The organism is Streptococcus sp. 343_SSPC, assembly GCF_001072385.1.
In the GTDB taxonomy this organism is placed as follows: Bacteria; Bacillota; Bacilli; order Lactobacillales; family Streptococcaceae; genus Streptococcus.
On record NZ_JVKU01000021.1, the window covers coordinates 15,364 to 27,950 of the forward strand.

Consider the following 12,587-nt stretch of genomic DNA (forward strand, 5'->3'; position numbering starts at 1 on the left):
ATCTTTTTTACGTTAGAGCGACTCTATTTCTACCAAACCGTTTTCGGTCAGACGATAGATTTTTTGGCAGACTTCTTTGAGGAAGGTCCGGTCATGGGAGACTGTAACTAGTCCGCCTGGGTAGTCTGCGAATAGGCGTCGAATTTCTGGTTGGGAAGTGGGGGAAAAATTGCGGGTAGGCTCGTCCAAGAGCAGAAACTGGGGACTTGTGAGTACTAGTTGCAGGAGAAAGAGTTTTCCTTGCTGGCCACCAGAAAGTTCTGAGATCGGATGGTGCATTTCCGAATAGGTAAAGTTGAGGGAGGCTAAATGCAATTGAATGGTGTTGATTTCTTCGCGATCGCCTGAATGCTGTAGAAATTGAACCGGTGTCTGAGTCAAAGGAAGGCCTTCAGTGTAATCTTGAGGCATATAGGCAGTACGGATGCTCTCATTCTTCTGTAAGATCTCCCATATCATTTTTAGGAAAGTGGATTTCCCTACACCGTTAGAACCGATAATCCCTATTTTGTCCTGCCCTTGAAGAGTGAGGGAGAGGTTCTTAATCAGGACCCGATCACCAATTGCGAGCTCTTCCTGATCTAAGAGAAGGACTCGTTTTTGAGGAGACAAGGGAGTGAGGTGAGGAAAATGCAGATTGATGACTTCCTCATCATAGGGTTGGGGAGTCATAGATTGGAATACTCGCTCGTAGCGCTTTTCTTGTGAGAGGAGGGACTTCATTTTCTTTGCTAGGAGACGTCCGGCAGTGCTATCCTTGGTGTTTCGTAAGGAAGTTTCAACTTGCTGACGGACGCGGCGATGCTTCTCCATTGTTTTCTTGTAGGTTCGTTGATCATTGGCAGCTTGCTGAGTCTGTTGCTTGAATTGTTGCTCCCTCTGGCTACTGTAGTCTTGATAGCCTAGGTGCTCCACAATCGTTTCAGCCTCCTTGAGGTGTTTGATCTGTCTTAGGTGGATGATCGTATCCGCCGTCTGCGTCAAAAAATCCTCATGATGGGAAATAAATAGGATGGTTTGGAGGCTCGTTTGGATCATCTGCTGGAGCCAGTCCAGGGTTTCCAAATCCAGATCATTTGAAGGTTCATCTAAAAATAACAATTCATGAGGACGACAAAGTTCGTGAAGCAGTTGGACTTTAAGGGCTTCTCCTCCAGATAGACTTCCAATAGCTTGGTCGCTTGTAAATCGGTTGCTATCAAACTGCAATTGATCAGCCAGTCTGTAGAGGGTGGCATAGTCTAGCTCGTCTTCTCCAAAAAAATATTCTTCCAATGTTTTTCCCTTCAATGCTTCCGGCAAAGTCTGGGGAATATAGGCATAGGAGTGAAAAGAAGTGGTGATTTCGCCTTCTATGGTCAGATAATCTGGTAGGGATTTTGGGGACATGAGGACTTGAAGTAAGGAAGATTTTCCATTTCCTTCTTCGCCAATAATGGCAACTTTTTCTCCTTCATGAATGGTTAGGGACAGATCGCGAACCAAATCTCGTAAATCTTTTGTATGGCGGATGGTGAGGTGGGATAGTTTTAGCATAAGATTCCTTTCTACTGGGACAAAAAACAGCTCTACCTATTTAGTAGAGCTGTATTCAAGTGGAACCCAAGCAGAAAAAGACCTAATATAGCCAACAAGAAGTTGGAGAATAGGCAAGAGGGTACACAAAAAGAGATAGAACAAGCAGTCCACTAAATAAAGTATCTTATTTAACGAAACTTAGTTGTTCATATCTCCTTACCTCCGAATGTGATTAGCTTTATTCTATTCCTTTCATTCCTTCTTGTCAAGGAAATCCTTACTTTACCCTCCCTTTTCTGCTCGGGCTTTGGTGCGAAATGTGGTATAATAAAGGTTATGCAAGCTAAACCGTCCTCTGCCTATGTGCATATTCCATTTTGTACCCAGATTTGTTATTATTGTGACTTTTCGAAGGTTTTTATCAAGAATCAGCCGGTCGATGCCTATCTGGAACACCTAATCCAGGAGACGCGGTCTTATGAGATTGGCAAACTCCGGACCCTCTACATCGGTGGTGGGACCCCGACAGCTCTATCTGCCCAGCAACTGGCCTATCTCTTGACAGAATTGCCCAAGGTCATGGACCTATCGGAGGTAGAGGAGTTTACCATCGAGGCCAATCCTGGAGATCTGGATCCAGATAAGATCGCAGTCCTCAAGGACTCTCAGGTCAATCGGGTCTCTCTGGGAGTCCAAACCTTTGATAATAAAATGCTGAAGAAGATTGGTCGGAGCCACCAGGAGCAGGATATCTATGACAATATCCGTCACCTCAAGCAGGCTGGCTTTAATAATATTTCGATCGACTTGATCTATGCTCTGCCCGGTCAGACCATGGACCAGGTCAAGGAAAATGTCGCTAAGGCGATCGATCTGGACATTCCCCACATGAGTCTCTATAGCTTGATTTTAGAGAACCACACGGTCTTTATGAATCGGATGAGACGGGGCAAGCTTCCTCTACCGAAAGAGGAGCTGGAAGCAGAGATGTTTGAGTACATCATTGAAGAGTTGGAAAAAGCAGGCTTTGAGCATTATGAGATTTCCAATTTCTCCAAGCCTGGTTTTGAAAGTCGCCACAATCTGGTCTACTGGGATAATGCAGAATACTATGGTCTAGGAGCAGGAGCTTCTGGCTATGTGGATGGGATTCGCTACAAGAATCACGGGCCTATCCGGCATTATCTAGAGGCCGTTGAGGCAGGTAAGGCTCGAATCACAGAGGAACACCTGACACTAGAAGAGAAGATGGAAGAGGAGTTGTTCCTCGGTCTACGGAAAAAAACCGGTGTGTCCAAGGCACGTTTTGAAGAAAAATTCGGTGTGTCCTTTGACCAACGCTATGGACAAGTGGTGGCCAGTCTAACGGAGCAGGGACTTTTGGTTCCAGATGACAAGCAAGTTCGGATGACCAAGAGAGGTTTGTTCCTTGGTGATACCGTAGCAGAGAAATTTATATTGGAGTAAACGATGGCTAAAATTTATCAGTATGACATGAAGGTTCCCTTTGATATGAGCGATGTGAATGGCTTTATCAAGATGCCACAGCTCATCCTCCTGTCCTTGCAGGTCTCAGGCATGCAGTCCATGGAGCTGGGGGTCAGTGACAGGGACTTGCTCGAGCAGCGCAATCTGGTCTGGATCATCACCGACTATGACATCACGGTTCATCGCCTACCGGTTTTTGATGAACTGATTACCATTGAGACTCAAGCCCTCGCCCACAATCGTCTCTTTTGCTACCGTTCCTTTGTCGTTAGAGACCAGAAGGGGGAAGCGATTGTCGAGATGGTGGCGACCTTCGTCTTGATGGACCGGGACAGCCGAAAAGTCCAATCTGTACCGGAGGAGATCACAGAGCCGTATGAGTCACCATTTGAGAAGAAGATCCGCCGTGGTCCACGCTATCCAGAGCTGAATGGGGCTATGGAGCAGGACTACCATGTGCGTTTCTATGATCTAGATATGAACGGCCATGTCAACAACAGCAAGTACTTGGACTGGGTCTTTGAAGTCATGGGAGCGGAATTCCTAACCCAGCATATCCCCAAACGGGTCCATCTCAAGTATGTCAAGGAAGTCTTGCCTGGAGGTATGATCACCTCTAGCGTCGAGCGGGAAGGGATGATCAGCAATCATGTCATCTCATCAGAAGGCCAAATCCACGCCCAAGCCCTCATCACTTGGGAAGAAATAGATAAGGAGACATTATGGAAAAACGAAGATTAAAACAGAAAAAAGAAGACTTGATGGAGGTTCAACGGCGGGTTGTTGCTTATGCTCGTCGTAAGAAAAATCCCCTCTATGTATTAGGAGATGGTTTCTTAACCTTAGTCGCAGCCTTTTATATCTTTATTGAAGAAGCAGTTCGCTTTGTCCGCTATCGGTTGAGTTTTGAAGCCTTTATGCGTTTTCTCAAGGAAGATGTTCGCTGGTATCGTGTTTGGATTCATTTGATTTTGGCCTTTATCCTGCCTGTTGTTGTCTTTTCTTTGAGTATCACCAGCCAATCGGGTAGCTTCTGGAGTAACTTCTTTGATAAGCTCTCCCAAGGTGTCCTCTTTAGTACGACTGTCAGCCTCGCAGCGACTTTAATGACAGATTTTATCGAGACCATGAAGCCTATCCAGGCAGGGAAAGAAAGCAATGAGGAAAAAGAGACTGGAGTCTATACCATTACCATTGATCAGGCTAAGATCGGTGGCTTGATGGTGACCATCGTCATCTTGATGATTTCATCCTTCCTCTTTACTCAGGCTGGAAAAGCAAGTATCAATTTCTTCGGTTTGGTCCTTCAATTTGCCTTATATGGGGCTTGTTTGCTTCTGTATGGAGCAGGAGGCCAGTTTCAGGATCAGGACAAAGTAGCAGAGGAAGCAAGTGAAAAAGGAGACCAAGAATCCCATGACTTATAAGGGTTATTTAATTGACTTAGATGGAACCATCTACAAGGGGAAAGAACGGATCCCAGCTGGGGAAGCCTTTGTTCACGAATTGCAAGAGCGTCAGATCCCCTATCTCTTTGTGACCAACAATACTACTCGGACACCGGAAATGGTTCAAGAGATGCTGGCAGGCCAGTTCAATATCGAAACGCCACTGGATACCATCTATACAGCGACACTAGCAACCATTGATTATATGGTGGACATGAATCTTGGGAAAACTGCCTATGTCATTGGAGATGTGGGCTTGAAACAGGCCATTGCTGAAGCAGGTTTCGTCGAAGATACGGTAAATCCATCCTATGTCGTGGTGGGTCTTGACTGGGAAGTGGACTATGAGAAATTCTCCATCGCGACTTTGGCTATTCAAAAGGGAGCCCATTTCATCGGGACAAATCCAGACCTCAATATCCCGACAGAGCGCGGAATGATGCCAGGGGCTGGTGCTCTAAATGCCCTGATTGAAGCGGCAACGCGCGTGAAGCCAACCTTTATCGGAAAGCCCAATGCCATCATCATGCATAAGGCCATCGCTCACTTGGGACTAGAACGCGAAGAAGTGGTCATGGTAGGTGACAATTACCTGACTGACATTCGAGCAGGGATTGACAATGGCATTCCTACTTTGCTGGTGACGACTGGCTTTACCAAGCCAGAAGAAGTGCCAGACCTGCCCTTGCCACCAACGCACGTCCTATCGAGCTTAGCGGAGTGGGATTTCGATGCGTGACCGGTTAAACGTAACGGGCTTTGTCCTCTGGCTCTTAGCAACGGTGATTTTGGGGACCATTCTACTAGCCTGGTTGATCTATCCCATGGAGATTGGCTGGTTACGAATTCAGAATCGGACCGGTTTGGCTCCAACAGTCATCCAGAAGAATTTTCAGATCCTTATGCAGTATTTGACCAGTCCTTTTACCTGGAAGCTGGACATGCCGGATTTTCCATCCTCTCCGGATGGTCTCCATCATTTTCAAGCAGTAAAATACCTCTTTCACCTGACCCAGGCCCTGTTCTTGGTCTTGTTGCCAGTAGCTGTACGATTTATTCGAACAGTGATGCGTAAGGGCTACGCAGGCCTCTATCGCCCTTTATTTGGTGGGATGGTCCTCTTGCCTATCGCCATAGGAGGAGTGACCCTCTTTATTGGCTTTGATCAATTCTTTACCCTCTTTCACCAAGTCCTTTTTGTCGGAGATGCTACCTGGCTCTTTGATCCTTATCGGGATCCGATTATTCTAGCTTTACCGGAGGACTATTTCCTACATGCCTTTCTGATTTTCTTTGTATTGTATGAAGGGGCTTTTGGATGGTGCTACGGGTGGAGTCGGAAAAGAAAAACAGTAGATTAGTGGAGTGAATGGATGAAACAGTTCAATCGATTTATAGACCCCAAAAAGGATTTGGGAAGCTTTTCAGGGATGGTTTGCCTCTATCTCTTGGTCATGGTCTTTGTCAGCATCATTTCGACCTTTGCCGTTACCCTCTTTATGTTTGGACGGTATGGATTGGAGATGGCAGAGAAGCAGGAGTATGTAGAAAAAATCATCAATGGAAATGGGATTAGCTACTTGATATCTGTCAGTATAGGTGTCCTCCTATTTGCCCTTTATCGGCAAGGATCCCTCTTCAAAGGAGATGTGAGACAAAAGGGACGCAAGATGACCTGGCAGACTTTCTTAGTGTTCATTGCCTTCTTGGGGTTTGCCCAATTGGCTTCTAGTGCCTTATCTCAGCTATTGGACCACATGATGGAAACCTTGGGCTTTTTCAAGCCTCAAGAGGACATGTCTGAGCAACTCAGCCAATCTTGGAGCCTCTTGCTCTATGCGACCCTAATAGGTCCTATCACAGAGGAATTGGTATTCCGGGCCGCTGGACTGAGAGCCTTAGAAAAGTATGGAAAAGTCTTTGCGATCGTCATGACAGCCTTGGCTTTTGGAATGTTCCATGCCAATTTTGATCAATTGTTCTTTGCGACAATTATCGGCTTTGGCTTTGGCTACTTGACTTTCGAGTATTCGATCTGGTGGGCTATTTTCTACCATATCTTTAACAACCTGGTCCTCTCTCAAGGGCTTCATTACCTTGGTACGCATGTCAATATGAATGTAGCCGAGTGGGTTCAAATTCTAGTCTTTTTAGGTGGAACCATCTCCTTTACCATCGTCTTGATTTTAAAGAGAAAAGCTATTTTTCACTACATACAAGAAAACCGACCAGCACCAGGTGTCTTCCAAAGAAGCATGTATTCCTTCTGGTTTTGGGTCTTGGTCCTTGGGACAACTCTTATGTCCTTACTTCCATATTTAAGAGGATATTAATATCAAAGAGGGGGCGTTTTAGATCCCTAACAGATTGAAGATAAAGTCTTCTAAAAAATTTTCCTTAGGTGAGTACGGACGTCAGCGAACTTCTACGAAGTTCCATGACTTAGTTTTGAGTCTAAGGTCTCAAAACTCCCGAGTGCCTGAAATTCGAATTATTTCAGGCACTTTTCTCACAGCGGAAAGTTTTTTATCTTCTTAAATAACTAAAATAGTCATTTTTTTATAAACATCTAACTATTTTATTTAAAACAATAGTTTGTTTCCACTGAAATAAAGAAAGTGGAAGTGGAAAATTAAAAATTGGAATGAACGAATTTTAAAATATTAAAAATTGGAACAAAGTCTACTGATGAAAAATAAATCTAAAAAATGGAAATGGTTTTTGTTGATTATTCCTGCACTTATGATTTTAGGGATTATCACGAATACTCTTGATGATATGAAATCAAAAGATGGAATTTATTATCTGACAGTAAAAAATGAATCTACTAAAACAGCCTCACTAGATAAAACATCATGGATAAAAATAGAAGGAGAGCAGATCACTCTAAAGGAAGGTAGTTCAGAACGTACCTACTCTTATGATACTGAAAATGATGAATTTGTTAGAGATTCTGTGAAGTATTCTTGTTTGATATATGATGGAATTTTAACACTTTCAGGAGATCAGCCACAAGGTGAATTGCCTGAATATGTCAGCCCTAATAGCAGTTGGTATTCGGGATATGAAAAAGGTCAAGTTGAAATAAAGGATTGAGATTGGATGTCTGATCTATCTTTTAAACATTATTTTTAACTTGGTCAAGGTGAATATAAAAAATACAGACATAATGCATAGAGGCTAATACCCCTCTTTTTTGCTATAATAGAGAGAGTAGAAATGATGGTAAGCGATCGGGTTGATAGGAAATTGCTTGCTGCATCATCCCTTGGTCTAGATCTAGCAACAAGGACACGAAAGAAATTGTCAATGGAATAAGGAGATTTATGGTTAAAGATTATAAAGAACTAAGAAGACGCTACAATATTCCATTGATAGTCCTACTGGTAATTCTAGCTCTACCATTTTTATATGCAGTGCAAGTGACTCAAAGTAAAAAAATTGCTCTCATTTGTTTTTTGATTTACTTACCATTTGAGCTGGTTCTAGTTATCATTAAAGATACTCTTTTAATTAAGAAGTTGAATAGTCTTATCTATAAGGACATAAATCTTGACTTGATGGCAAGCTATATTCTGAACCAAAAAAGAAAGAGTATCAAAACGATTAAAGCGCGTGTACAGGTTGCCACTATTTTCTATTTCTATAGGATTGGTGACTTTGGATCCATTGAAGCAGTTGTAGACGAACTCAAAAAGATTCAAAAGTTTACAGATGTTGAACAAGTAAAATTAAACGAAATTCTATTGAATGCAAACTTGTTTTCTAGACCTGATTTGAAGGAAGATGAGTTCGAGGAATTGCTCTCTAACTTTTTAGCAGATTATGAACCACTCAAGATGGCATACAGAGCTCGCTATGATCTACTGGTCAAAAAAGAGCCCAATGATGCCGTTCTAAAGGAAGTGACAAACAACAAGTTCTCACAATTGGAATCTATGTATCTGAAGGCAGTTAATGTATACCTTAAAGGGAATAGAAATGAGGCAATGGAGTTCTTTCGTACCATTGTGAAAGAAGATGAGAGACTTTATCTGGTCAGAATGGCTCAGGCCTATCTAGCTAGTTCAAGTTCAGAGGAGAAAAGTGTTTCGCTTGATGCAGGGCAAGAAGAAGTCACTGTGAAACTATTGCGAATGAAGCTAATAGAAGTGAAAACAGTCGAACGAGATACAGCAGCTAAATCTAATAAAGGGCTTGCTTTTTTCAGAGGCTGGAAAATCGCCCTTCTTTTAATTCCGCCATTTTTATTGTATGCGATGGTTTTAGTCGTAGTAGAAGTCGTCACAAGACTGGTTAAGTTCGTCCTATCGAAATTTGAAAAATAGATAATTGGACTGAGTGAGATATTGAAATTAACTTTTATAAAAGACTTTTTTGAAAGGAAGATATGCTAAATCAACTAATAAAGAAACCTATTTTAAGTTGTTCAATTATATTTGTTATCTGCTCAGTAGCAAGGCTAATTGAATACTTCTATATTAGGACGGATGAAACCTTCTTATCTGAGAATTTTCTACATAAGCTTTTTGGAATTCTTCTACTGTGGGGAATCCTTTCAATTTGTAAATTAAGATGGAAAGATATTGGTTTCAGTTCTGACGGAACCGTGAGTGGTATAGGGAAGGGCCTGCTCTTTGGTTTAGTTTGTTCCGTCTTTGCATATACAGTTGAGTGCATTGTTCTCTTGTTTCTTCATGGTAATGTTCACTTATCGTTTTACGCCAGTGTTTTTTCCTTAACAAACGAAAAAGTATCTCAAGCAGGAATCTTACTTATTCTCTCAAGTGTGTTGTTTAACCTGATAAATGTCTGGATGGAAGAAGGAATATTTCGTGGCCTTTTCACAAAAATTCTTGAAGGGCTTTCTTACCGCAAGAGTCTATTCTTTATAGCCTTCCTATTTGGAATATGGCACTTGGTAATGCCCTTAAGAGATTATCTTCAAGGAGAGTCGTCACTCGTAAATCTCATCGTCATGGGCATTGGCTATGTTATCTTAGCGGGAATGATGAGTATCAAATGGTCCTTACTCTACAAAATGACAGGTTCCTTATGGTTTGGGTTAGGAGATCATTTTTTCAACAATCTTGCTTCAAATCTAGTTCATGTGGTTTCAAATTCTGAAGCAGATAGTTTGCAGATAGTAAGAATCCTTCTGTGGCAGTTGTTGTCATTTGTAATTGTTTTGAGCATTTATACAAGCAAGTCAAAGACTTTAGATAACGAATTATAAATCTCCATTAGAAATTTCGAAACCCTTTAACAGTTTATGAAACGACGATTTAAAACGAATGATATGATATAACATTATAAGAGGAGCATAGCCTCCCTTTTTTGCTATAATAGAGAGTATGAATAACTTGATTAAATCCAAGCTCGAGCTTCTGCCGACTAGTCCGGGCTGTTACATTCACAAAGACAAGAACGGTACCATCATCTATGTGGGGAAGGCCAAGAATCTTCGCAATCGGGTGCGGTCCTATTTTAGAGGGAGCCACGATACCAAGACGGAAGCGCTGGTATCTGAGATTGTGGATTTTGAGTTTATCGTCACTGAGTCCAATATTGAGGCCTTGCTTCTAGAGATCAACCTCATCAAGGAGAACAAGCCCAAGTACAATATCATGCTAAAGGACGACAAGTCCTATCCCTTCATCAAGATTACCAATGAGCGCTATCCGCGCCTCATCATCACGCGCCAGGTCAAAAAGGACGGTGGTCTCTATTTTGGTCCCTATCCAGATGTGGGGGCTGCTAATGAGATCAAGCGGCTCTTGGATCGGATTTTTCCTTTCCGCAAGTGTACCAATCCTCCTTCCAAGGTCTGCTTTTACTACCATTTAGGGCAGTGTATGGCCCACACGGTCTGCCACAAGGACGAGGCCTATTTCAAGGGCATGGCCCAGGAGGTTTCTGATTTCCTAAAAGGACAGGATGACAAGATCATCGATGAGCTCAAGGTCAAGATGACTACCGCTGCGCAAAACATGGAATTTGAGCGGGCGGCCGAGTATCGGGATCTGATCCAGGCTATCGGGACCCTGCGGACCAAACAGCGGGTCATGGCCAAGGATTTGCAGAACCGGGATGTCTTTGGCTACTACGTGGACAAGGGCTGGATGTGTGTGCAGGTCTTCTTTGTCCGTCAGGGTAAGCTAATCGAGCGGGATGTCAATCTCTTCCCTTACTACAATGATCCGGACGAGGATTTCTTGACCTATGTGGGGCAATTTTACCAGGAGAAATCTCATCTGATCCCCAATGAAATATTGATTCCTCAAGATATCGATGAGGAAGCGGTCAAAGCCCTTGTGGATACTAAGGTACTCAAGCCCCAGCGTGGGGAGAAGAAGCAGTTGGTCAATCTGGCCATCAAGAATGCGCGGGTCAGTCTGGAGCAGAAGTTCAATCTCCTTGAAAAATCGATGGAAAAGACCCAAGGTGCCATTGAAAACCTTGGAAAACTCCTGCAAATTCCAACCCCTGTGCGGATCGAGTCTTTTGATAACTCCAACATCATGGGGACCAGTCCGGTCTCAGCCATGGTGGTCTTTGTCAATGGGAAGCCAAGCAAAAAGGATTACCGAAAGTACAAGATAAAGACTGTCGTCGGGCCAGATGACTATGCCAGCATGCAGGAAGTCATTCGCAGACGTTACAGTCGTGTCATGCGGGATGGCCTGACACCACCAGATCTGATCGTCATTGATGGGGGTCAGGGCCAGGTCAATATCGCTAAGCAAGTCATCCAAGAAGAGTTAGGACTGGATATTCCCATTGCAGGCCTGCAAAAGAATGACAAGCACCAGACTCACGAATTGCTCTTCGGCGATCCTCTTCAAGTTATCGAACTCTCTCGGACCTCGCAGGAATTTTTCCTCCTCCAGCGGATCCAGGATGAAGTTCACCGTTTCGCCATCACCTTCCACCGCCAGCTACGGTCTAAGAATTCCTTCTCCTCTCAGCTGGATGACATCGAAGGTTTGGGACCAAAACGCAAGCAGTTACTGATGAAGCACTTCAAGTCACTGACCAAGATCAAAGAAGCTACTGTGGATGAGATCGTCACAGTCGGCATCCCACGAGCAGTCGCGGAGGCAGTGCAAGTCAAGCTCCATCAAGGAAATCAAGCAGAAGCAAGTCCCTTGATGGAAGTGGCGGAGCCCTCCCAAGGATTTGAGTAATTGCACCATCCATTTTCATGGATGGTTTTTACGTTTTACTCCTAATTTTGTTATACTAGATTCAAATCTAATTAGATTTCAAATGAGGTGTAATAATGAACCATAGAATCGCCATTTTATCTGATATCCACGGAGATACAACAGCCCTGGAGGCAGTGATTGCGGATGCGCGTGCTCTAGGCGCGACGGAATACTGGATTTTAGGAGACATTTTGCTACCGGGGCCTGGAAGAGAGGACCTTTTTGAGTTGCTGGATGCGATTCCCATTACAGCAGCTGTTCGTGGAAATTGGGACGATTGTATCCTAGAGGCTTTGGATGGCGAGTACGGGCTTGAGGATCCGCAGGAGATCCAGCTCCTCCGACTTACTCAGTACCTCATGGAAGGCCTGGATCCTAAACGGATCGATTGGCTTCGATCCCTTCCTTTGGTAGAGAAGAAGGAGGTCAATGGTATTCGCTTTTCACTAAGCCACAACTTGCCAGAAAAGAATTACGGTGGGGACTTGCGTCCAGCAAATGCGACGGAGAACTTTGACCAATTGCTGGATGATCAGACGGATATGGCGATCTACGGGCATGTCCACAAGCAGTTGCTTCGCTACGGCAGCCAGGGCCAACAGATCCTCAATCCGGGGACTATTGGCATGCCTTATTTTGACTGGGAACCAATTCAAAACCACAGAGCTCAGTATGCTCTGATCGATGTCGAAGAAGATGGAGTGACCAACCTGCACTTTCGTAAGGTAGCCTATGACTATGAAGCAGAGCTCCAAGATGCCAAGGACAAGGGCCTTCCCTTTATTGAGATGTACGAAGAACTGAGACGCGAGGATAACTATCGGGGCCATAACATCGAGCTTCTAACTTCCTTGATTGAACAACATAACTATCTAAAGGAGGCTAATGCTTTCCTTCAGTCTATAAAAACGCATAAGGGGTAAGT

12 protein-coding genes are annotated in these 12,587 nt (G+C 43.7%); 11 read left to right on the plus strand and 1 reads right to left on the minus strand.

The window, feature by feature from the left end:
• Positions 1-12: 12 nt before the first annotated feature.
• A complete protein-coding gene (locus ADH27_RS06510) occupies positions 13-1,536 on the minus strand; it encodes an ATP-binding cassette domain-containing protein (RefSeq protein ID WP_048716757.1) in 1,524 nt (507 codons plus the stop codon).
• 318 nt (positions 1,537-1,854) lie between these two features.
• On the opposite strand from ADH27_RS06510, the gene hemW reads away from it, so the two are divergent.
• The 11 genes from hemW (at position 1,855) to ADH27_RS06565 (ending at position 12,585) form a co-directional block, all read left to right on the plus strand.
• Entirely contained in the window at positions 1,855-2,985 is a 1,131-nt protein-coding gene (gene hemW, locus ADH27_RS06515; protein ID WP_048716760.1) for a radical SAM family heme chaperone HemW, read from the plus strand.
• Positions 2,986-2,988: 3 nt separating this feature from the next.
• Positions 2,989-3,747 (plus strand): acyl-ACP thioesterase domain-containing protein, encoded by a 759-nt coding sequence (locus ADH27_RS06520; RefSeq protein ID WP_048716761.1) that lies wholly within the window; start codon positions 2,989-2,991, stop codon positions 3,745-3,747.
• Positions 3,729-4,433, plus strand: a complete 705-nt coding sequence (locus tag ADH27_RS06525; protein ID WP_229099923.1) for a hypothetical protein — start codon at positions 3,729-3,731, stop codon at positions 4,431-4,433. Before ADH27_RS06520 ends, ADH27_RS06525 begins: the two co-directional genes overlap by 19 nt.
• A complete protein-coding gene (locus ADH27_RS06530) occupies positions 4,423-5,193 on the plus strand; it encodes a TIGR01457 family HAD-type hydrolase (RefSeq protein WP_048716764.1) in 771 nt (256 codons plus the stop codon). Before ADH27_RS06525 ends, ADH27_RS06530 begins: the two co-directional genes overlap by 11 nt.
• Positions 5,186-5,815: a TIGR01906 family membrane protein gene (locus tag ADH27_RS06535; protein ID WP_048716767.1), complete on the plus strand. Its 630-nt coding sequence runs from the start codon at positions 5,186-5,188 to the stop codon at positions 5,813-5,815. The genes ADH27_RS06530 and ADH27_RS06535 overlap by 8 nt, the downstream gene beginning before the upstream one ends.
• A 12-nt stretch (positions 5,816-5,827) precedes the next feature.
• Entirely contained in the window at positions 5,828-6,787 is a 960-nt protein-coding gene (locus ADH27_RS06540; protein WP_048716770.1) for a CPBP family intramembrane glutamic endopeptidase, read from the plus strand.
• 355 nt (positions 6,788-7,142) lie between these two features.
• Entirely contained in the window at positions 7,143-7,550 is a 408-nt protein-coding gene (locus ADH27_RS06545) for a hypothetical protein (RefSeq protein WP_048716774.1), read from the plus strand.
• A 230-nt stretch (positions 7,551-7,780) separates the two neighbouring features.
• Positions 7,781-8,782 (plus strand): hypothetical protein, encoded by a 1,002-nt coding sequence (locus ADH27_RS06550; protein WP_048716777.1) that lies wholly within the window; start codon positions 7,781-7,783, stop codon positions 8,780-8,782.
• Between the two features lie 62 nt (positions 8,783-8,844).
• A complete protein-coding gene (locus ADH27_RS06555; protein WP_048716779.1) occupies positions 8,845-9,690 on the plus strand; it encodes a CPBP family intramembrane glutamic endopeptidase in 846 nt (281 codons plus the stop codon).
• A 118-nt stretch (positions 9,691-9,808) separates the two neighbouring features.
• On the plus strand, positions 9,809-11,641 hold the full coding sequence (gene uvrC, locus ADH27_RS06560; RefSeq protein WP_048716782.1) for an excinuclease ABC subunit UvrC: 1,833 nt from the start codon (positions 9,809-9,811) through the stop codon (positions 11,639-11,641).
• Positions 11,642-11,736: 95 nt separating this feature from the next.
• Positions 11,737-12,585, plus strand: a complete 849-nt coding sequence (locus ADH27_RS06565; RefSeq protein ID WP_048716784.1) for a metallophosphoesterase family protein — start codon at positions 11,737-11,739, stop codon at positions 12,583-12,585.
• Positions 12,586-12,587: the final 2 nt, after the last annotated feature.